The sequence below is a fragment of the Nocardioides iriomotensis genome, from assembly GCF_004168035.1.
In the GTDB taxonomy this organism is placed as follows: Bacteria; Actinomycetota; Actinomycetes; order Propionibacteriales; family Nocardioidaceae; genus Nocardioides_B; species Nocardioides_B iriomotensis.
The window spans coordinates 253,248-272,791 of the sequence record NZ_SDPU01000034.1 but is presented as its reverse complement, the minus strand read 5'-3'; the positions used below and the strand labels follow the sequence as shown (position 1 = coordinate 272,791).

Annotated in this window: 22 protein-coding genes; 10 read left to right on the top strand and 12 right to left on the bottom strand. The window is 72.5% G+C overall.

Annotated features, from left to right (window positions below):
- Positions 1-703 (top strand): HNH endonuclease signature motif containing protein (locus tag ETU37_RS23345; RefSeq protein WP_165372611.1); only part of this gene is annotated, 703 nt, incomplete at its 5' end.
- 228 nt (positions 704-931) lie between these two features.
- Here the strand turns inward: ETU37_RS23345 and ETU37_RS19760 are convergent.
- Positions 932-1,348, bottom strand: coding sequence for a hypothetical protein (locus ETU37_RS19760; protein ID WP_129989058.1), 417 nt, complete (start codon positions 1,346-1,348; stop codon positions 932-934).
- 189 nt (positions 1,349-1,537) lie between these two features.
- Here ETU37_RS19760 and ETU37_RS19755 point away from each other — a divergent pair, with 189 nt between their 5' ends.
- The gene (locus ETU37_RS19755; RefSeq protein WP_206054058.1) at positions 1,538-2,206 is read left to right on the top strand and encodes a class I SAM-dependent methyltransferase; all 669 of its coding nucleotides are present in this window, start codon (positions 1,538-1,540) and stop codon (positions 2,204-2,206) included.
- Here the strand turns inward: ETU37_RS19755 and ETU37_RS19750 are convergent.
- Genes ETU37_RS19750 through ETU37_RS19730 form a run of 5 tightly spaced genes read right to left on the bottom strand, consistent with a single transcriptional unit; the run spans position 2,194 to position 6,494 of the window.
- A complete protein-coding gene (locus ETU37_RS19750; protein ID WP_240755844.1) occupies positions 2,194-2,979 on the bottom strand; it encodes a putative hydro-lyase in 786 nt (261 codons plus the stop codon). The genes ETU37_RS19755 and ETU37_RS19750 overlap by 13 nt on opposite strands.
- Positions 2,976-3,842, bottom strand: a complete 867-nt coding sequence (locus ETU37_RS19745; protein ID WP_206054057.1) for a 5-oxoprolinase subunit C family protein — start codon at positions 3,840-3,842, stop codon at positions 2,976-2,978. Before ETU37_RS19745 ends, ETU37_RS19750 begins: the two co-directional genes overlap by 4 nt.
- Positions 3,839-4,471 carry a 5-oxoprolinase subunit B family protein gene (locus ETU37_RS19740; protein WP_240755843.1) on the bottom strand — a complete coding sequence of 211 codons (633 nt, stop codon included), beginning with the start codon at positions 4,469-4,471 and terminating at the stop codon, positions 3,839-3,841. Before ETU37_RS19740 ends, ETU37_RS19745 begins: the two co-directional genes overlap by 4 nt.
- Positions 4,468-5,238 (bottom strand): LamB/YcsF family protein, encoded by a 771-nt coding sequence (locus ETU37_RS19735; RefSeq protein ID WP_129989056.1) that lies wholly within the window; start codon positions 5,236-5,238, stop codon positions 4,468-4,470. The genes ETU37_RS19740 and ETU37_RS19735 overlap by 4 nt, the downstream gene beginning before the upstream one ends.
- Positions 5,235-6,494, bottom strand: coding sequence for an NRAMP family divalent metal transporter (locus ETU37_RS19730; protein ID WP_129989055.1), 1,260 nt, complete (start codon positions 6,492-6,494; stop codon positions 5,235-5,237). The genes ETU37_RS19735 and ETU37_RS19730 overlap by 4 nt, the downstream gene beginning before the upstream one ends.
- Positions 6,495-6,619: 125 nt before the next feature.
- Here ETU37_RS19730 and ETU37_RS19725 point away from each other — a divergent pair, with 125 nt between their 5' ends.
- The 4 genes from ETU37_RS19725 to ETU37_RS19710 all read left to right on the top strand — a co-directional run bounded on the left by ETU37_RS19725 (position 6,620) and on the right by ETU37_RS19710 (position 11,277).
- The gene (locus ETU37_RS19725) at positions 6,620-7,279 is read left to right on the top strand and encodes a GntR family transcriptional regulator (protein ID WP_129989080.1); all 660 of its coding nucleotides are present in this window, start codon (positions 6,620-6,622) and stop codon (positions 7,277-7,279) included.
- A gap of 129 nt (positions 7,280-7,408) precedes the next feature.
- On the top strand, positions 7,409-8,758 hold the full coding sequence (ccrA, locus tag ETU37_RS19720) for a crotonyl-CoA carboxylase/reductase (protein ID WP_129989054.1): 1,350 nt from the start codon (positions 7,409-7,411) through the stop codon (positions 8,756-8,758).
- A gap of 114 nt (positions 8,759-8,872) precedes the next feature.
- The gene (locus tag ETU37_RS19715; RefSeq protein ID WP_206054054.1) at positions 8,873-10,147 is read left to right on the top strand and encodes a hypothetical protein; all 1,275 of its coding nucleotides are present in this window, start codon (positions 8,873-8,875) and stop codon (positions 10,145-10,147) included.
- Positions 10,144-11,277, top strand: a complete 1,134-nt coding sequence (locus ETU37_RS19710) for an AI-2E family transporter (protein ID WP_129989053.1) — start codon at positions 10,144-10,146, stop codon at positions 11,275-11,277. The genes ETU37_RS19715 and ETU37_RS19710 overlap by 4 nt, the downstream gene beginning before the upstream one ends.
- A 6-nt stretch (positions 11,278-11,283) precedes the next feature.
- Here ETU37_RS19710 and ETU37_RS19705 read toward each other — a convergent pair whose 3' ends face one another.
- The 3 genes from ETU37_RS19705 to ETU37_RS19695 are packed head-to-tail and all read right to left on the bottom strand — an operon-like array spanning position 11,284 to position 14,155.
- Entirely contained in the window at positions 11,284-12,081 is a 798-nt protein-coding gene (locus ETU37_RS19705; protein ID WP_129989052.1) for an alpha/beta hydrolase, read from the bottom strand.
- 50 nt (positions 12,082-12,131) lie between these two features.
- Positions 12,132-12,368, bottom strand: a complete 237-nt coding sequence (locus ETU37_RS19700) for an ATP/GTP-binding protein (protein ID WP_129989051.1) — start codon at positions 12,366-12,368, stop codon at positions 12,132-12,134.
- A complete protein-coding gene (locus ETU37_RS19695; protein ID WP_240755842.1) occupies positions 12,365-14,155 on the bottom strand; it encodes a 3-hydroxyacyl-CoA dehydrogenase family protein in 1,791 nt (596 codons plus the stop codon). The genes ETU37_RS19700 and ETU37_RS19695 overlap by 4 nt, the downstream gene beginning before the upstream one ends.
- A gap of 90 nt (positions 14,156-14,245) precedes the next feature.
- Between ETU37_RS19695 and nucS the strand changes: the two genes are divergently transcribed.
- Together nucS and ETU37_RS19685 are read left to right on the top strand one after the other, a co-directional pair.
- Positions 14,246-14,929 carry an endonuclease NucS gene (gene nucS / locus ETU37_RS19690; RefSeq protein ID WP_129989049.1) on the top strand — a complete coding sequence of 228 codons (684 nt, stop codon included), beginning with the start codon at positions 14,246-14,248 and terminating at the stop codon, positions 14,927-14,929.
- A gap of 1 nt (position 14,930) precedes the next feature.
- A complete protein-coding gene (locus tag ETU37_RS19685) occupies positions 14,931-15,236 on the top strand; it encodes a DUF952 domain-containing protein (RefSeq protein WP_129989048.1) in 306 nt (101 codons plus the stop codon).
- A gap of 23 nt (positions 15,237-15,259) precedes the next feature.
- Here ETU37_RS19685 and ETU37_RS19680 read toward each other — a convergent pair whose 3' ends face one another.
- Genes ETU37_RS19680 through ETU37_RS19670 form a run of 3 tightly spaced genes read right to left on the bottom strand, consistent with a single transcriptional unit; the run spans position 15,260 to position 17,016 of the window.
- Positions 15,260-15,652: a DUF2237 family protein gene (locus ETU37_RS19680; RefSeq protein ID WP_129989047.1), complete on the bottom strand. Its 393-nt coding sequence runs from the start codon at positions 15,650-15,652 to the stop codon at positions 15,260-15,262.
- Entirely contained in the window at positions 15,649-16,593 is a 945-nt protein-coding gene (locus ETU37_RS19675; protein ID WP_129989046.1) for an FAD-dependent oxidoreductase, read from the bottom strand. The genes ETU37_RS19680 and ETU37_RS19675 overlap by 4 nt, the downstream gene beginning before the upstream one ends.
- A gap of 18 nt (positions 16,594-16,611) precedes the next feature.
- Positions 16,612-17,016, bottom strand: coding sequence for an SRPBCC family protein (locus ETU37_RS19670; protein ID WP_129989045.1), 405 nt, complete (start codon positions 17,014-17,016; stop codon positions 16,612-16,614).
- Positions 17,017-17,085: 69 nt separating this feature from the next.
- Here ETU37_RS19670 and ETU37_RS19665 point away from each other — a divergent pair, with 69 nt between their 5' ends.
- Both ETU37_RS19665 and ETU37_RS19660 read left to right on the top strand, forming a co-directional pair.
- Complete coding sequence (locus ETU37_RS19665; protein WP_129989044.1) at positions 17,086-18,954, top strand: right-handed parallel beta-helix repeat-containing protein; 1,869 nt, start codon at positions 17,086-17,088, stop codon at positions 18,952-18,954.
- Between the two features lies 1 nt (position 18,955).
- Positions 18,956-19,537 carry a hypothetical protein gene (locus ETU37_RS19660; RefSeq protein ID WP_129989043.1) on the top strand — a complete coding sequence of 194 codons (582 nt, stop codon included), beginning with the start codon at positions 18,956-18,958 and terminating at the stop codon, positions 19,535-19,537.
- The last annotated feature ends 7 nt before the right edge of the window (positions 19,538-19,544 follow it).

The window sequence follows — 19,544 nt, the reverse complement described above, 5'->3', positions numbered from 1 at the left end:
CGCCCTCGACCTCGACCAAGCCCTCAGCACCGGTGCCGCCCGGCTCGCGGCGCTCGGCAACCAGGACTCCCTCGACGTGCGCCGCGCGCACGCGCTCGGTGAGCTCGCCCGCGGCACCGACCCGACGCTGGAGCTGGACCAGCCCATGAACGGTCAGGGCCGCGAGGTCGTGCTCAACGTCCACGTCACGCCGGACGCGATCAGCGACCAGCCAGGCACCCATCTCGCGCGCGTCGACAACACCCGTTCCTTCGTCGACGCCGACCAGGTCCGCACCTGGTGCGGCACCCCCGGCACCACCATCACCGTCCGGCCGGTGCTCGATCTGGCCGAGCACCTGTCCGGCACCGCCTACGAGACCCCCGACCGGCTCGCCGACCAGGCCACCCACGTCGACGACACCTGCGTGTTCCCGTGGTGCTCGCGGCCGGCGCGGTCGGCCGACTGTGATCATGTCGTACCGCATGCCGAGGGCGGCCCCACCTGCTCCTGCAACATCGCCCGCCTCTGCCGCCGACACCACCGCCTCAAGACCCACACCGCCTGGCGCTACGCCGTCCTCGAACGCGGCAGCTACCTGTGGACCAGCCCGCACGGACTCAGCTTCCTCCGCGACCGCACCGGCACCACCGACGTCACTCGCCCGGATCGCCTCGACCGGCGATTCGGCGGCGGTCACCTCCTGCTCGTCCCCGACCCGTAGCCGCCACGCCCCGCACCCCGCCCTCGGCGGGGCGTTCGGCATGCTTGCGCAAACGCTTCGCGAGCGGACGTACCGGAGCGCTTCGTTTCGTCAGCGCATGACGATCGCGACGGTGCGCGAGTGGCATGCCGACCTCGGCTGGGGAGTGCTCGACAGGCCGAGACGCCCGGCCAGGACGGCTTCGACTACCGCGCTGTCGTCGTCAGGCACCGCCGCTGACGACCGGCTTCACTCCTCCAGCTCAGCGAGCAGTCCCAGCCGGCGCTCCGTCGCCGGTCGCGTCAGGGCGAGGAGGTCGAAGCGGGCCAGGCCGACCATGACGTCCACCTCGTCGACGTCCAGCAACGCGGCGATGTCGACGAGCGCTTCGTCGGTGCTCGACGCCTCGACCAGCAGGCGCATCACGTCGGCCAGGTTGTCCCGGACGGCCTGGACGAGGCTCAACCGCTCCCGCCGGCGTTGCCGGATCACGCGCGGGTCCTGGGGGTCGCGTGACCGGAGCACGACGTCCGCGGCGTACTGCTCCCCGTCGGTCTCCCAGAGCCGCTCGATCCGCTCGGCGACCGTCGTCAGGGCGGTGACAAGCGCGGGCAGCTGGTCCGTGCGCAGCACGGGCGTCTCGCCGTCGGAGGTGCGCAGGTGCACGTGCGGCCCAGGGGTTCCGCTGTCGGCATGGCTGGCGAACCAGCCCTCACAGACCAGCTGCTGTCCCCTCCGCCCGGTTTCCACGGCAACGACGGGATCCAGGTCGCGAGGGTCGATCGGCTCGGCGGGAGGCATTCCCGGACGGTAGCGGCCTCGGGTGAGGGCCGGGCCGTCGTGCATGATCCCTGCATGCCCCCGTCGAACCCGGAGAAGATCGACATGTCCGGCGTGCGCCGCGCGTACGACGTGGTAGCGGAGGACTACGCCGCCCGCCTCCCCGACAACCGGTCGGAGGCGGCGATCGACCTCGCGATGGTCGACGCGTTCGCCGCCGCCGTGGACGAGGGCGCCATCCTCGACGCCGGCTGCGGCGCGGGGCGGATGAGCCGCTACCTCCTCCGCCGCGGCTGCGACGTCGAGGGCGTCGACCTGTCGCCCGGCATGGTGGCGATGGCACGCCGGGACACGCCGGGCGTGCGGTTCACGGTGGGGTCGCTGGCCGACCTCCCCTACCCGGACGGCAGCTTCGCCGGCGTGCTGCTGTGGTACTCGATCATCCACACGGCTCCCGCCGGGCAGGACCGGATCTTCGCCGAGGCCGCCCGGGTGCTGCGTCCCGGTGGTCACCTGCTCGTCGGGTTCCAGGCGGGCACGGGCACGAAGGACGTGTCCGCGGCCTACAGCAGGTACGGCCACGACGTCGAGCTCGAGCGTCACCTCTTCACCGCCGACGAGGTGGCGGCACGGCTGGAGGCGGTCCGGGTGCGCGAGCTCACCCGTCTGGTACGGCGAGCCGAGGGGCCGGAGCACGACGACCAGGCCATCGTGCTGGGGCGACGGTCGGCTCAGACGAGGTAGCTGCTGTCCCGCGCGTCCGTCACGAGCATGTGCCCGGGCGCGTGGGCGATCGCGAGCGACGGGCGCGACTCGACCACGGCGGCCTGCGGCGTGACCCCGCACGCCCAGAACACCGGCACCTCGCCCGGACGCACCTCGACCGGGTCGCCGTAGTCGGGCCGGGCGAGGTCCGCGATCCCGAGGTCGGCGGGGTCCCCGACGTGCACGGGCGCGCCGTGCACCGCGGGGTAGCGCGACGTCACGCGTACCGCGTCGGCGACCTGGGTGGCGGGCATGGGACGCATCGACACGACCAGCGGCCCGGTGATCGCGCCGGCGTCGCGGCAGCGGCGGGTGGTGCGGTACATCGGCACGTTCACGCCCTGCTCGACATGACGGACCGGCACGCCCTGCTCCAGGAGCGCGGCCTCGAACGTGAACGAGCAGCCGATCAGGAACGCGACGAGGTCGTCGCGCCACCACGACGTGACGTCGGTGGTCTCGTCGGTGAGCTCGCCGTCGACGTACACCCGGTAGGCGGGGATGTCGGTGCGGATGTCGCCGTCGAGGATCGGGCCGGAGACCTGACCGGCGTCGAGCACGTCGAGGACCGGGCACGGCTTGGGGTTGCGCTGGGTGAACAGCAGGAAGTCGTAGGCGAGATCGCGCGGCAGGGCCAGCAGGTTCGCCTGCGTCCAGCCCGCCGACCAGCCGGCGGTCGGGGTGACCAGGCCGTCGCGGAACAGCGCCCGCGCCTCGGCGGGCGTGCGGTCGGCGTTGCTCACATCGGTCACGGGGCCTCCACCCATCGGAACCTCAGGGACTGCCCCGGCCGCACCTGCGCCGCCCGGTCGACGTCCTCGTCCACGACCACCGCGACCACCGGGTAGCCCCCGGTGACGGGGTGGTCGGCGAGGAACACGACGGGCTCGCCGGAGGGCGGGACCTGGACGGCGCCGCGGTAGGCGCCCTCGCTCGGCAGCTGCTTGTCGGGGTCGACCGGCGCGAGCCGCTCCCCCGCGAGCCGCATGCCGACGCGGTTGCTCTTGTCGCTCGCGGTCCACGCCGCACGCACCAGCAGGTCGGCGTCCGCGATCCAGGAGTCGCGCGGTCCGCGGACCGCGCGCAGCACCACCTCCCCGTCGTACGACGGGGGCGGCAGCGCGTCCACGACCGGGAACCGTGGCGCGGCCGGGCCGATCCGCAGCTCGTGGCCGGGCTGCAGCGGCTCCGGGCCGAGTCCGGCCATCACGTCGTGGCTGCGGGAGCCGAGCACCTCGGGCACGTCGATGCCGCCGCGGACCGCGAGGTAGCCGCGCAGACCGCTGGTCGCCGGGCCGACGCGGACCAGGCTGCCCTCCGGAGCCGCGAACACGGCGTACGGGCCGACCTCGCGGCCGTCGACGGAGACCGGGCAGGGCGCGCCGGTGAGGCACATCAGCACCTGCCCGCCGGCGACCTCGACCTCGAGGCCGCCGAGCGTGACCTCCAGCGCGGCCACCTCCTCGGCGTTGGCGACCGCGCGGTTGGCGGCGCGCAGCGAGGCGCGGTCGGCGGCGCCGGAGCGGCCGACGCCGATGCCGGAGCTGCCGTACCGGCCCAGGTCCTCGACGAGGCAGAGCGGTCCGGTCGCGCGCACCCGCAGCCGGGCGCTCACGCGCCGCCGCCCACGTCAGTGAACCGGACCCGGGCCCCGGGCCGGAGCAGGGCGGGCGGGTCCCGGTGCAGGTCCCACATCGGGGCGTCGGTGGTGCCGATGAGCTGCCAGCCGCCCGGGGACTCGCGGGGGTAGACGCCGGTGTACTCCCCGGCCAGCCCGACCGCACCGGCCGGGACGGCGGTGCGCGCGGAGTCGCGCCGCGGCACGTGCAGCTTCTGGTGGTCGGTGACGAGGTAGCCGAAGCCCGGGGCGAAGCCGCCGAACGCCACCCGCCACTCGGTGCCGGTGTGCGCGGCGACGACGTCCTGCTCGGAGAGCCCGGTCAGCCGGGCGACGTCGGCGAGGTCCGGGCCGTCGTAGTGCACCGGGATCTCGATGACGTCCTCCTCCTCGGAGGCGTGGTGCTCGGCGGCCTCGGGGGCGAGGTCGGCCAGAGCCTGCCGCAGGCCGGGTACGTCGCCCGTGGCGTGGGCGACGACCAGCACGGTCCGGGCGGCCGGCACCAGGTCGGCGACGCAGGCGAGGTCGAGGGTGCGCAGGGCGTCGACGTAGGCGACCACCGCGCCGGTGTCGCCGACCTCGACCAGGAGCGCGCGGTCGCCGTACGGCAGCACCTCCACGGTCACGGTGCCTCCACGAACGCCGTGACCTCCACGCCCGCGTCGGCCAGCGAGGCACGGACGCGCTGGGCCATCGCGACCGCGCCCGGTGAGTCGCCGTGCACGCAGACCGAGTCGGCCTCGACCTTGACCGTCGAGCCGTCGACGGCGGTGATCCGCCCGGTGGTCACCAGCTCGACGACGCGGCGGGCGACCTCCTCGGGGTCGTCGAGGACGGCGCCGGGCTCGCGCCGCGACACCAGGGTGGCCTCGGGCGTGTAGGCACGGTCGGCGAAGGCCTCCCGCACCGTGCGCAGCCCGGCCTTCTCCGCGGCGGCCAGCACGGCGGAGCCGGGCAGGCCGAGCAGCGGCAGCGCAGGGTCGTAGGCCAGCACGGCCTCGACCACGGCCCGGGCCTGCTCCTCGTGGTGCACGATCGCGTTGTAGAGCGCGCCGTGCGGCTTGACGTACCGGACCCGGCTGCCGGCCGCGCGGGCGAGCGCGTCGAGGGCCCCGATCTGGTACAGCACGTCGTCGGCGAGCTCCTCCGCCGTCACGTCGATGAACCGGCGGCCGAAGCCGGCCAGGTCGTTGTAGCCGACCTGGGCCCCGATCACCACGCCCTCGCGCACGGCGGTGACGCAGGTACGGCGCAGCGTCGACGGGTCACCGGCGTGGAAGCCGCAGGCGACGTTCGCGCTGGTGACCTGACGCAGCACGGCGTCGTCGTCACCGAGCGTCCACCGGCCGAACGACTCGCCGACGTCGCTGTTGAGGTCGACGCGGGTCGTCACAGGTCGCCCAGGGTCAGGATCGCGTTGTAGCCGAGGTACAGCGTCAGCAGCCAGGCCAGCACGCCGACGAGCAGCAGCCAGGCCGGGTAGCGGTAGCCGCCCAGCAGGTCGCGGCGGCGCCAGGCCACCCACAGCAACACGCCGAACCCGATCGGCAGGATCAGCCCGTTGAAGGTGCCGGCGAAGATCAGCAGCGTCACCGGGGTCTCCTCGATGACCACGAAGACGCCGGCGGTCAGCGCGATGAACGCCACCGTGAGCAGGTTGCGCCGGCGCTCGGAGGTCGTCGACCGCGTCATGAACGACACCGAGGTGTACGCCGCACCGATGACCGACGTGATCGCGGCGGCCCACAGGATGAGGCCGAAGACGCGCAGCCCGATGTCGCCGGCCGCCTCCTGGAACGCCGAACCGGCGGGGTCGTCGGTCGCCAGCGTCACGCCGCCCGCGACGACGCCGAGGATGGCGAGGAAGAGCAGCACCCGCATCACGCCGGTGACCAGGATGCCGACGACCGAGCTGCGGGTGATCTCGCGGACGTTCTCGGGACCGACGCGGCCCGAGTCGAGCAGGCGGTGCGCGCCGGCGTAGGTGATGTAGCCGCCGACCGTGCCGCCGATGATCGTGGTGACCGCGACGAAGTCGAACTTGTCGGGCCGCACGACGTTGACCAGCGCCTCACCCACCGGCGGCGCCGAGGTGACCGCGATGACCAGCGTCGCCAGGATCATCACCAGGCCGAGCACGATGACCACCCGGTCGAGGGCCACGCCCGCGCGCTTGCTGAGGAAGATCCCGATCGCGAGCAGCGCCGACAGCGCGCCGCCGATGCGCGGGTCGAGCCCGAACATCGCGTCGGTGCCCAGGCCCGTGCCCGCGACGTTGCCGATGTTGAAGATCAGGCCGCCGAGGACGACGAGCCCCGCCAGCAGGTAGCCCGCGCCGGGCAGCACCTCGTTGCCGAGCTCGTGCGCCCGCTTGCCGGAGACGCCGACGACGCGCCAGACGTTCATCTGCACGGCGATGTCGACGATGACCGACAGCACGATCGCGCAGGCGAAGGCGGCACCGAGCGAGACGGTGAACGACGCGGTCTGGGTGATGAAGCCCGGGCCGATCGCGCTGGTGGCCATGAGGAACACCGCGCCGATGACGGCGGAGCGGGTCCCCTTGCCGGGCGCCTGAGCCTCAGCCGTGCTGGTCGCCCGGGTGGTCGGGGTGGTCGGGGTGGTCGGGTCGTTCGTCCGGTCGCTCATGGCGGCTCCTTGTGTCCGAGATCTCCCGACCGTAGGGATTGTTCAACAACTTTGTCCAGGGTCGGTCCAGACCTTTGTTGAACAATCCTGGTCGTCGCTCGCCTAGACTCGCCGCCGTGAGCGTGATGAGCATGTCCGCCGACCGGGCCGCGCGGGCGCTGCGCGACCAGGTCGCCGAGGGCGCGCTCAGCTGTGGCACGCGGTTGCCCGAGGAGCGCCTGTCCGCCTCCCTCGGCGTCTCCCGCAACACCCTGCGCGAGGCGCTCAGCCAGCTGGTCGCCGAGCGGATCCTCGTCCGCGCCCCGCACCGCGGCGTCGTGGTCGCCACCCCGGGAGCCGACGACGTCCGCGACGTCTACCGGGTGCGGCTGCTCGTCGAACCCGGGGTCTGCCGCGACACGACGGCGCACTCCACCGGCGGTCTCGCGGCGGTCCGCGCCGCGGTGACGGAGGGGCGGGCCGCCGCGGCCGCCGAGGACTGGCCGGGGGTCGCCGGCGCCAACCAGCACTTCCACCGCGGGCTCGTCGCGCTCGCCGGCAGCCCGCGGCTCGACGCCCAGATGGAGCTGCTGCTCGCCGAGATGCGGCTCTTCTTCCAGCGGATGGGCGCGCCCGAGCCGTTCCACCGGCCCTACCTCGAGGAGAACGCCGCGATCGCGAACCTGCTCGAGGAGGGCCGCGGGGACGACGCGGCCGACCGGCTGACGTCGTACCTCCGGGCGGCCGAGCACCAGCTCGTCGAGGCGATCACCGCCCTGGACGGCTCCGGGCCGCGGCGGTCCTGACCACCCGGGCAGGGTGCGAGCCAGATAGGTCACACCGTGCTGACACCAGTGATTACCGGTGGGTACTTTCGGACTCCCCGGCACGACGAGGTGCCAGTCCCCCGGTCGTCCGCACTTCCAGGAGCCCCCGTGAAGAACATCGTCGACGCCATCGCTGCCCGCGAGGCCGGCACCACCGTGACCGCCGAGGAGTTCGCGGCCCTGGAGCTGCCCGAGAGCTACCGCGGGGTGACCGTCCACAAGGACGAGGCCGGCATGTTCGAGGGGCTCGAGGCCCGCGACAAGGACCCGCGCAAGAGCCTGCACGTCGACGACGTCCCGCTGCCCGAGCTCGGCCCCGGCGAGGCGTACGTCGCGGTGATGGCCAGCGCGATCAACTACAACACCGTCTGGACCTCGATCTTCGAGCCGGTGTCGACGTTCGGCTTCCTCGAGCGCTACGGGCGGACCTCCCCGCTCGCCAAGCGGCACGACCTGCCGTACCACGTGGTCGGCTCCGACCTGGCCGGCGTCGTGCTCAAGACCGGCCTCGGCGTGCACGCCTGGAAGCCCGGCGACGAGGTCGTCGCGCACTGCCTGTCGGTCGAGCTCGAGGGCCCCGACGGCCACAACGACACGATGCTCGACCCGGAGCAGCGGATCTGGGGCTTCGAGACCAACTTCGGCGGCCTCGCCGAGATCGCGCTGGTGAAGTCCAACCAGCTCATGCCGAAGCCCGACCACCTCACCTGGGAGGAGGCGGCCTCGCCCGGGCTGGTGAACTCCACGGCGTACCGCCAGCTCGTGTCCCGCAACGGCGCCGGCATGAAGCAGGGCGACAACGTGCTGATCTGGGGCGCCAGCGGTGGCCTCGGCGGCTTCGCGACGCAGTACGCCCTCAACGGCGGCGCCACCCCGGTCTGTGTGGTCTCCAACGACGAGAAGGCCGACATCTGCCGCGCGATGGGCGCGGAGCTGATCATCAACCGCTCCGAGAAGGCCTACAAGTTCTGGAAGGACGAGCACACCCAGGACCAGAAGGAGTGGCGCCGGTTCGGCCAGGACATCCGCGAGCTCACCGGTGGCGAGGACGTCGACATCGTCTTCGAGCACCCGGGCCGCGAGACCTTCGGCGCCTCGGTGTACGCCGCACGCAAGGGCGGCACGATCGTGACCTGCGCGTCGACCAGCGGCTACCTGCACCAGTACGACAACCGCTACCTGTGGATGAACCTCAAGCGGATCATCGGCTCGCACTTCGCCAACTACCGCGAGTCGTGGGAGGCCAACCGGCTGATCTCCAAGGGGATGATCCACCCGACGCTCTCGCGCAGCTACCGCCTGGAGGAGACCGGGCAGGCCGCGCTCGACGTGCACAAGAACGCCCACCAGGGCAAGGTCGGCGTGCTCTGCCTGGCCGACAGCGAGGGTCTCGGCGTGCGGGACCGGGAGTTCCGCTCCAAGCACGAGGACGCGATCAACCGCTTCCGCGGCATCTGAGCCGAAACTGAGCGTGAGGTCACGCAGGACACGCCCGGGGCGGCTGGGATCGGCCGCCCGAGGGTCATAGGCTCGGACGCACCGCCCGAACCTGACCTGGAGGAAGCGCCACCCATGAGCGACCGCCCCGGCCTGTCCATCTTCGACAACGACGACAACGGCAAGGACGACCGCAACGAGGCCACCCAGGTCATCCCCGCGGTCGGGTCCGGCGAGCCGGCAGCCCGCCCCGCCGGCGCCGCGCCCGCGCCGGCTCGGAGCGTGCCGACGTTCCCGATCGTGCGCCGCAACGGCTACGACACCGCGTCCGTCGACCGCGAGGTCAACACGCTGGCCGGCGAGAACGCCGGGCTCAAGGACAGCCTCACCGAGGCCCGCACCAAGGCGCAGGCCATGGAGCGGCGGGTCGCCGAGCTCGAGGCGGCCGTCAAGGAGAACCAGAACCCGACGTACGCCGGGCTCGGCGGCCGCGCCAGCGAGATGCTGCGTCTCGCCGAGGAGCAGGCCGACGACGTGCTCGTCGCGGCCCGCGCCCAGGGCGACGACGTGCTCAAGCGCGCGCAGAAGGACGCCGACGCCCTCAAGGCGCAGGCGGCCCGCGACGCCGAGGACATGCGGATGGTCCAGCTCAAGGAGCTCGACGAGACCCGCGCACGCGCCATGGCCGAGGTCGAGCAGGAGCGCAACCAGGTCAAGGCCGAGGCCGACGACATCCTGGCCGCGGCCAAGCGGGAGGCGGAGCAGCTCCGGCTCGCCGCCCAGCAGGAGACCAACGCGCTGCGCACCTCCGCCAAGCGGGAGGCCGAGCAGGCCCGGGCCGCCGCCGACCGGGAGGTCGCCGAGGCCCGCCGCGCGCTCAGCGTCGAGAAGGAGCGGCTGACCCGCGAGGCCGCCGAGCACCACTCGACCGCGACCGCCGAGACCGAGCGTCTCGTGCAGGAGGCCGAGGGCCGCGCCACCGCCGCCGAGGCCCGGGCCCGCGAGGCGTCCGTGCAGGCGACGGCGTCGCGCAAGCAGGTGCAGGAGGAGTCCGACCGGCTGCTCAGCCACGCCCGGCGCGAGGCCGAGCAGATCGTCGCGTCGGCCCAGACCCAGGCCAAGAGCTTCGTCAGCGCCGGCCAGGCCGACGCGGAGCGCGAGCTCCAGGAGCTGCAGGCGGAGGTCTCCCGGCTGGGCAAGCGCCGCGACGCGATCGTGGCCCAGCTCGGCGCGCTGCGTGACGTGGTGGCCGGGTTCGCCGACGACACCGTCGACAAGCCGGCCGCACAGCCCGCCGCGAAGCCCGCCGAGGCTCCGGCCCCGGCGGCGGCGGAGGCAGACGACCCCGCCGACAAGGCGCCCGCGACGCCCACGACGAAGGCCGTGCGCCAGGACGCGCCGAAGAAGTGACCGACGCCGCCCGGCCCGGCCGCGTGACCCGGGCCCAGCGGGAGCGGCAGCACCGCGATCCCGCGATCGCTCCTGACGCCCCGCACCGCGAGGCGCTGCGCACCGTGCTGGCGCACCCGTTCAGCGTCGGCTTCTTCGCCGCCCTCGGCGCCTTCGTCGCCTGGTGGCTCGGCGGGCTCGTGCTCTCGATCAGCTCCCTGATCGTGCTGATCGTGGTGGCGCTCTTCCTCGCCGCCGGCCTGCACCCCGCAGTGCGCTTCTTCGAGCGGCGCGGGCTCTCCCGCGGCTGGTCCGTGCTGGTGGTGATCGCCATCGTGCTGCTGGCCATCACGCTGTTCTTCGTGGCCCTGGTGCCGGTGATCGCCGACCAGGTGCGGCTGATCGCCGACCACGCGCCCGACTGGTTCCAGCAGCTGCGGCGCAACCGGCAGATCCAGCGCCTCGACGCGCAGTACGACATCATGGAGCGCACCCAGGACTACGTCGTGAGCGGCGACGTGGGCAAGCAGGTCTTCGGCGGCGTCGTCGGCGTCGGCGTCGCGGTGCTGTCCACCCTGGCCAACGCGTTCATCGTCGTCGTCCTGACGCTGTACTTCCTGGCCTCGCTGGAGCGGGTCAAGCACGCGGCCTACCAGTTCGCCCCGTCGACCAAGCGGAGCAAGGTCTCCCGCATCGGCGACAAGATCGTCGACAACATCGGCGCCTACGTCTCCGGCGCGTTCATCGTGGCGCTGTGCGCCGGCATCTCGACGCTGGTCTTCCTGTTCATCGTCGGGATGGGGCAGTACGCCGTCGCGCTGGCCGCCGTCGTCGCGCTGCTCGACGTGATCCCGATGATCGGTGCCACGCTCGGCGCCATCGTGGTGTCGCTGATCGGCGTGGCGATCAGCCCGGCCACGGGCATCGCCTGCGTCATCTTCTACGTCATCTACCAGCAGCTCGAGAACTACGTGATCTACCCGCGGGTGATGGCGCGCTCGGTCGACATCCCGGGCTCGGTCATCGTCATCGCCGCGCTGATCGGCGCCGGCCTGCTCGGCGTGGTCGGGGCACTGCTCGCGATCCCGACGGCCGCCGCGATCCTGCTGATCGTGCGCGAGGTCGTGGTGCCGCGGCTCGACACGCGCTAGGTCGAGCTAGGACTCGTCGGGCCCCGGCACCGGCACGTCCTTGAACGCCGCCACCGTGCGGTCGGCGTACCCCGAGGTGTCCGCGGTCTCCATCGGGCCGTCCCAATCGCGCGGCAGCGGCAGCGGTACGTCGGGGGCGACGCGGCGGACGATCTCGTCCAGGACCGTCTCGGCGTCGCCCACCCAGAGGTGCTTGGCGCCGTCGACACCCACCACCTCGGCGTGCGGCACGGAGGCGAACCGCTCGCGCGCCTCGGGCGGCTGGAGGTAGTCATCGTGCTCGGGCACCAGCGCGGTCAGCGGCTTGCCCGACTCGGCCCAGGTCTCCAGGTGCTCGGTCGTGCTGAACCGCAGCGGCGGCGACAGCAGGATCGCGCCCCGCACGGCCGGGTCGTGCCCGTGCATGAGCGTGAGGTCGGTGCCGAACGACCAGCCGACGACCCAGATGTTGGGCAGGTCGTGGAACTCGGCGTACTCGATGGCCGCCGCGACGTCGTACCGCTCCCCTTCGGCGTGGTCGAACTCGCCCTCCGACGTGCCGTGCAGGCTCGACGTGCCGCGGGTGTTGAAGCGGACCACGGCGACACCCGCCAGCGCCGGCAGCCGGAACGCCGCCTTGCGGAAGACGTGGCTGTCCATCATCCCGCCGTGGGTCGGCAGCGGGTGCAGGCAGACCAGCGTCGCGACCGGCTCGCGGTCCTCGGGGACGGCCACCTCGCCCACGAGGTTCAGCCCGTCGGCGGTCTGCAGGGTGATCGCCTCGCGGCGGGCCGGGAGCACGGAGTTCGCACGGATCTGCGCCATGCGGCCATTGTCTCCGACGTGGTCTCGACAGGCTCGACCACCCGGGGCGGTCAGCGGCGGGACTCGCGCGCGGACCAGCAGGCGTTGTGCCAGTGCCGCCGCTCGTCGAGCCCGGTGGCGTCGCGGTTGAACGACGACGGGACCACCGGCCACGCCACGGTGTGCGGCGTGGCCGGGCGGATCGTCTGGTGGCAGCCGGGGCAGGTGTACGGCTTGGTCGCCGCAGAGCCGGTCACCCGGCGGACGACGTACTCCTCGCCGTGGAAGGTCTCGGTGCGGTCGCTCACCGGTGGCTGTAGTCGCGGAACCCGCGCCCGGTCTTGCGACCGAGGTAGCCGGCGGTGACCAGGTGCTCCAGCAGCGGCGCGGGCGCGAAGCCGGGCTCGCGGAACTCCAGGTAGAGCTCGCGCTGGATGGCCAGCGACACGTCGTTGCCGACCACGTCGAGCAGCTCGAACGGCCCCATCGGCAGCGCACATCCGTACTTCATGGCGGTGTCGATGTCGTCGGCCGTCGCGTAGTGCGCCTGGAGCATCTTCACCGCGTCGTTGAGGTAGGGGAACAGCAGCGCGTTGACCACGAAGCCGGCCCGGTCGCCGCAGGAGACGGCGACCTTGCCGACCGCGGCACACAGGGCCCGCGTGGTCTCGGCGACGTCGTCGGCGGTGCTGACCGTGCTGACCACCTCGACCAGCTTCATGATCGGGGCGGGGTTGAAGAAGTGCATGCCGACGACGTCCTGCGGCCGCGAGGTCGCCTTCGCCAGCGAGATGACGGGGAGTGAGGACGTCGTTGTGGCGAGGATCGCGCCGGGCTTGCAGATCTCGTCGAGGTTCTCGAACAGCACGGTCTTGACGTGCAGGTCCTCGGCGATCGCCTCGACGACGATGTCGGCGGAGGCGAGGTCGTCGAGGGACGTGGTGCCGGTCAGCTTGTCGAGGACGTCGGCCTTGGCGGACTCCTCCAGCTTGCCGCGCTGGATCGCCTTGTCGAGGGACCGCTCGATGCTGGCGCGGACGCCGTCGACCTTCTCCGGGGTGCGACCGACGTACGTCACCGGGAAGCCGGCCTTGGCGAACACCTCGACGATGCCGGTGGCCATCGTGCCGGTGCCGACCACGCCGACGGTGCGGACCGGGCGGACCAGCTGCGGCTCGTCGTCGGGCGACGGGGTGAGCGCGTCGGCGACCACGACCGGGCTGTCGGCGTCCTCGTAGGTGTAGAAGCCGCGTCCGGCCTTCCGGCCGAGCAGCCCGGCGGTGACCATCTGCTTGAGGATCGGGGCGGGCGCGTGCAGGCGGTCGCGGCCCTGCTTGTACATCGTGTCGAGGATCTCGTACGCCGTGTCGAGGCCGATCAGGTCGAGCAGCGCCAGCGGCCCCATCGGGTAGCCGCAGCCGAAGCGCATCGCCGCGTCGATGTCCTCGCGGGTGGCGTAGCGGCCCTCGTACATCGACACCGCGTGGTTCAGGTAGCCGAACAGCAGGGCGTTGGCGATGAAGCCGGCCTTGTCGCCGCAGATGACCGGGGTCTTGCCGAGCGAGCGCGCGAGGCCGGCCACGTCCTCCAGCACGTCGGGCTCGGTGACGACCGTGCGGATCACCTCGACGAGGTTCTGCACCGGCGCCGGGTTGAAGAAGTGCACGCCGACGACGCGGCCGGGGCGGCTGGTCGCCGTGCCGATTTCCGTGACCGACAGCGAGGAGGTGTTGGTGGCGAGGATCGCGTCGGGGCCGACGATCGCGTCGAGCCGGCGGAACAGGTCCTGCTTGAGCGGGAGCTGCTCGATGATCGCCTCGATCACGAAGTCGCAGGCCTTGACGGCCTCGAGGTCCGTGGTGAGCTCGATCCGGTCGACGAGCTCCTTCTGCTCGCCCTCGGAGAGCTTGCCGCGCTTCACGGCCCGGCCGGTCGAGTGCTCGATGTGCTGGCGGCCGCGGTCGAGCGAGTCGTCGCTCTGCTCGACGCCGATCACGGCGTAGCCGTTGCGCGCGAACACCTCCGCGATGCCGGCACCCATGGTGCCCAGTCCGACGACGCCGATGGTGCGGAGCTCCCGCGAGGTACTGGTCATGCGGCGCATCATGACACGCGAGGTCCGGCGCGGTCCGTGACCCACCTCACCCGTCCGGACCGCTACCGGCCTTGGGTAGATTCCTCCCCCGTGAGACTCGTCGTCGCTCGCTGCCAGGTCGACTACGCCGGCCGCCTGACCGCCCACCTGCCGATGGCCACCCGGCTGTTGATGGTGAAGAACGACGGGTCGGTGCTGGTCCACTCCGACGGCGGCTCCTACAAGCCGCTCAACTGGATGTCCCCGCCGTGCAAGGTGGTCGAGGGCACCAGCGAGGAGGGCACCGACGAGTGGCTGGTCACCGGCAAGGAGGGCGACACGCTGCGGATCCTGCTCGAGGAGGTGCTGCACGACTCCCTGCACGACCTCGGCATCGACCCCGGCCTCCAGAAGGACGGCGTGGAGAAGCACCTCCAGGAGCTGCTCGCCGAGCACCCGTCCACGCTGGCCGAGGGCCTGACCCTGGTACGGCGGGAGTACCCGACCGCCATCGGCCCGGTCGACCTCATGTGCCGCGACGCCCAGGGCGCGTCCGTGGCCGTCGAGATCAAGCGGCGCGGCGAGATCGACGGCGTCGAGCAGCTCACCCGCTACCTCGAGCTGCTCAACCGCGAGCCCCTGCTCACCGCGAAGGGCCCGGTGCGCGGCATCTTCGCCGCCCAGGCGATCAAGCCCCAGGCCCGCGTGCTCGCCGAGGACCGCGGGATCGCCTGCGCGGTCGTCGACTACGACGCGCTGCGCGGGATGGACGACCCGACCGAGCGGCTGTTCTGACGTGATCTTCCACGTCACCACCGCGGCCGACTGGGCGACGGCGCAGGCGGCCGGCGCCTACACCCTCTCCACCCGGGGCGTCACGCTGGAGCAGGAGGGTTACGTCCACTGCTCGAACGAGGAGCAGTGGCCGGTGATCCGCGACCGGTTTTACGCCGACCTCGACGACGTCGTGCTGCTCGTCGTCGACCCCGCCCGGCTCTCGTCGCCCGTCGTGGTCGAGCAGCTCGGTGACGCCGACGCGCCGTACCCGCACGTCTACGGGCCGATCGACCTCGACGCCGTCGTCGAGGTCCGACCGCTCTAGGCGGCGGCCGCCGAGGACCGAGGTCACCAGTCGAGCGAGCCCGGGTCGGCGGGCACGTCGACCGCGTGCTCCTGCAGCGCCTCGAGCGGCACGATGCCCAGCACCGCCTCGTTGGTCGAGGCGAGCACGACCGGCGCGGCCGCCCCGGCGCCGTACGCCCGCACCCAGTTGGCCGCGGTCACGCACCAGCGGTCGCCGGGCTGCAGCCCCGGGAAGGCGTAGACCGGCACCGGCGTGGTCAGGTCGTTGCCGATCGTCCGCTGGTGGGCCAGGAACTCGGCCGTGACCACCGCGCAGATCGTGTGGCTGCCGAGGTCCTCGGGCCCGGTGCTGCAGCAGCCGTCACGGAAGAAGCCGGTCATCGGCTCGGTGCCACAGGGCTCGAGCTCGCCACCGAGCACGTTGCGTTCGGTCATCGCGTCCCTCCCTCGCCGGCCACGAGCGCGACCACCTCGTCGGCGCAGCCCCACGACAGGGTGACCCCGGCGCCGCCGTGACCGTAGCAGTGCACGAGCCGGGTGACGCCGCGCTGCTCGGCCTCCAGCCGGACGGTCGGCCGCGCCGGCCGCAGCCCGACCCGGTGCCCGACGACCCGAGCACCCGCGAGCGCCGGCACCAGCTCCGTCGCGCGGGCGAGGATCCGCTCGGCGGTCTCGGGCACGACCCGGCGGTCCCACTCCCCCTCGTCGTCCGTGCCGCCGACGACGACGTCGTGGCTGCGGGGTACGACGTACACCGGGCCCGGCCCGGACGAGTCGAGCCACCACCGGTCGAGGCCCCTCTGCTCCACGAGCACGACCTGGCCGCGCACCGGCGTGACCGAGGTGTCGCCGGCCATCCGCCGCGCGCCGAGCCCGGTCGCGTCGACGACCACCTCCGCGCCGTCGCCCTCGGGCAGCGCGGTGAGCGCCATCCGGGTCAGCGTGCCGCCGAGCTCCTCGAGCCGGTCGACGAGCCAGCGCAGGTAGACCGGCATCTCCACGACGGGCGCCTCGAACGTCCAGGCGTCGACGTACGGCCCGGGCAGCGCGGTCACCCGCGTCAGCGTGGGTACGGCGCTCGCCCACCACGGGTCCGCGACCCGCTCGCGGTGCACCTCGGTGCCGTGCCGCATCGTCACGCCGGTCCGCTCGTCCTTGGCGAGCCGGGCCAGCTCGGCGAAGGTCGCCGCCGACCACGCCGTCACGCGCTCGTAGGGGAACGCCCGGTAGGGGTACCAGAGCGCGGCCGCGACGGCCGACACGGTCTCGAGCGGCAGGTCGCGGGCGAGCACGTCGACGCGGTGCCCGGCCTCGAGCAGCCGCACGGCGCAGGAGAGTCCGGTGACGCCCGCCCCGACAACGATCACCCTGCTCACGCGACGAGTCTGCCCGACTCAGCCCCGCTCGGCGATCTCCTTGAGCGTGGCGAGGTCACGCGCGACTGCCTCCGCGTCGCGCTCCAGGTCGTCCGCGCTCATGCCGTCGCGCTGCCGCACGCTGAACAGCACCTCGCAGGTCGCGTCGTCGACCGGGACCACGCGCATGGGGTTCAGCACCGCCTCACCGCTCGGCAGCGTCACCGTGTGGTCGAGCACGCCGAGGTCGTTGCGCGGCACGAACGCGAAGCGCACCCGGCCCATCGGCGAGTCCGTCGCCCACTGGTCGCCGTCGCGAACCACGTCCGCACCGGCGAGCCCGGCCGCCCACTCGGGCAACCGCTGCGGATCCGCCGCGATCGTGTACACCGCCTCGGCGGGCCGGTCGACGAACGTGCTGACGTGTCGGGAGCTCCTCGTCATGCCGTCGACCCTACCCGTGCGTAACTTCCGGGCGCCCCGCCTCGTTGCTGCTGCATCGGAGGTGGTTGCATGCGCACTCTGCGCGTTCTCGTGGTGTCCGTCCTCGCTGCGCTCGTCGGCAGCCTGACCGTCCTCGTCGGCGCGGCCCCGGCCAGTGCCCACGAGGAACGACCGGCGGAGTTCCCCGACGGCACGGGCACCCGCCCGACGTACCTCGGGCTCGACAACCCGCGCTCGCGCGTGGTGTGCACGTCCGACAGCGCGAAGCGGATCCGGGCCATGACGCCGGGGCGGCTCAGGACGGCCAACCTCGCGTTGCTCGACCGTTGCGAGTTCCGCTCGATCCAGAGCGCCGTCAACGCGATCACGCGGCGCAACACCTCGGTCTACATCCTCCCGGGCGTCTACCACGAGACGAGGTGGGCGCAGAAGAAGCGCAGCAGCTACTGCTCCAACCTCGAGTCGGCGTCCAAGGACCCGCTCCCGCTGTCGACGTACATCGGCAGCCTGTCCTCCCCCGACACCGGCGGTGCCGCCGCGGCCGACGAGGACGGCTCCGACCCGATCGCGCTGTCGTACGCCGACCAGCGCGCGTGCCCGCACAACCTCAACCTGATCTCGATCTTCGGCGACCGGACGCCGCACGACGACTCGATCCGCTGCAACAGCCGGCTCTGCGGCACCCAGCTCGTCGGCACCGGCAAGCGCAAGCTCGACGTGATCATCGACAACCAGTTCCAGAAGCTCAACGCGATCCGCGCCGACCGCGCCGGCGGCGTGCTGATGCGCAACTTCACCGTGCAGCAGGCCGAGTTCAACGCCGTCTACGTCCTCGAGACCGACGGCTTCGTGGTCGACAAGCTGATCACGCGCGGCAACGACGAGTACGGCATCCTCGCCTTCGCGTCCGACCACGGACTGATCCAGCGCACCGACAACTACTTCAACGGCGACTCGGGCATCTACCCCGGCTCCGGCTCGGACCTCAACGCCGACAACCCGAGCTTCGAGCCGACCCGCTACGCCATCGAGATCCGCGACAACAAGAGCCACGACAACACGCTCGGCTACAGCGGTACGGCGGGGAACTCGATCCTCGCGCACGGCAACGAGTTCTACGACAACGCGACCGGCATCTCGACCGACTCGCTCTTCCCCGGCCACCCGGGCCTGCCGCAGGACCACGCCCGCTGGACGCGCAACAAGATCTACTCCAACAACGAGAACTACTACACGCGCTTCGTCGACCAGGGCGTCTGCGACAAGCCGATGCCCGAGCGCGGCTACATGGACGGCACCGTCTGCCCGGTCGTGCCGGTCCCGGTCGGCACCGGCGTGCTGATCGCCGGCGGCAACTTCAACTCCACCGACCACAACTGGATCTACGACAACTGGCGGAACGGCACGATGCAGTTCTGGGTGCCCGCCCCGCTGCGCGACGAGTTCGACCCGAGCAAGCTCTACGACACCTCCAACTACAACCGGTCCTTCGGCAACAAGATGGGCATCACGCCGAGCGGTGCCGAGAAGCACAACGGCGTCGACTTCTGGTGGGACGACCAGGGCCTCGGCAACTGCTGGGAGGACAACACGTCCTCGCGCGGCGAGCCCACCGACAACTTCGTCGTCGACCCGGGCCCGTGCGCCGACGGCGGGTCCAGGCTGGTGCCCGGCATCGCCGCGAAGGACGCCGGCTTCCTGTCCTGCAGCCAGTACGACCGCGCCGACCCGACCTGGCGGCACCCGCCGGAGTGCGAGTGGTTCGACAGCCCGTCGAAGCCGACCGACGAGGCCGCCTCGCCGCTCCCGCTGGCCGCGCCGGTGTCCGACGGCACCGCCACGTCCGGGGCGCCGTTCGACGGCACCCACCTGCTGACGATCGGCCTCGGCGTGATCGCCCTCGGCGGCTTGGTGCTCGGCCGGCGCCGGGCGGGCTGACGTGCGACTCGACGTGCGGCCGTCCGGACGGCACCTGCTGGTGCTCCTGGTCGCGCTCGTGGTCGTGACCGGCGGCGCGGGCGTCGCGGTGGCCAACGCGCCGGCGCGGCTGTCCGCGTCCGGCCCGACCGACGTCGACGGCACCTCGGCCACCGCCGTGTTCGACATCGCCGACCGGAAGATCCGGCAGGTCCGCTACGACGACCACGGCGTGCTCGCCTACCGGTTCGTGCTGCACAACGACGGCAGCCTGCCGGTGACAGTCGAGGGCCTCACGCCGCCCGTACCCGCACCGAAGCTGTTCCGCTACCTGTCGGTCGAGGAGGCCGTCGACGGCTCCCGGACGTTCACGGTCCCGCCCGGGGGCAGCACCACGGTGCTGCTGCGGCTGCGGATGGAGTCGTGCGAGCACCTCTCGGCCCGCGCCGGCAGCTTCGCCACCGAGGCCGCCCTGCGCACCACCCGCGCCGGCGGCCTGGTCGACGAGGTGGTGACGGTGCGGCTCCCCGAGGAGGTGCACACCGGCTCGCCGCGCGAGGCGTTCTGCCCGCAGTCGACCGCGTCCTCCCGCCCACCCGGCTGAGCAGCGA

What these genes read in the sequence shown, in the direction of transcription:
- ETU37_RS19705 (WP_129989052.1), bottom strand. Translation starts at nt 12,081, where the DNA reads ATGGCGCAGATCCGTGCGAACTCCGTGCTCCCGGCCCGCCGCGAGGCG.
- ETU37_RS19670 (WP_129989045.1), bottom strand. Translation starts at nt 17,016, where the DNA reads ATGACGAGGAGCTCCCGACACGTCAGCACGTTCGTCGACCGGCCCGCC.
- ETU37_RS19680 (WP_129989047.1), bottom strand. Translation starts at nt 15,652, where the DNA reads ATGACCGAACGCAACGTGCTCGGTGGCGAGCTCGAGCCCTGTGGCACC.
- ETU37_RS19725 (WP_129989080.1), top strand. Translation starts at nt 6,620, where the DNA reads ATGAGCATGTCCGCCGACCGGGCCGCGCGGGCGCTGCGCGACCAGGTC.
- ETU37_RS19715 (WP_206054054.1), top strand. Translation starts at nt 8,873, where the DNA reads ATGAGCGACCGCCCCGGCCTGTCCATCTTCGACAACGACGACAACGGC.
- ETU37_RS19695 (WP_240755842.1), bottom strand. Translation starts at nt 14,155, where the DNA reads ATGACCAGTACCTCGCGGGAGCTCCGCACCATCGGCGTCGTCGGACTG.
- ETU37_RS19755 (WP_206054058.1), top strand. Translation starts at nt 1,538, where the DNA reads ATGCCCCCGTCGAACCCGGAGAAGATCGACATGTCCGGCGTGCGCCGC.
- ETU37_RS19665 (WP_129989044.1), top strand. Translation starts at nt 17,086, where the DNA reads ATGCGCACTCTGCGCGTTCTCGTGGTGTCCGTCCTCGCTGCGCTCGTC.
- ETU37_RS19730 (WP_129989055.1), bottom strand. Translation starts at nt 6,494, where the DNA reads ATGAGCGACCGGACGAACGACCCGACCACCCCGACCACCCCGACCACC.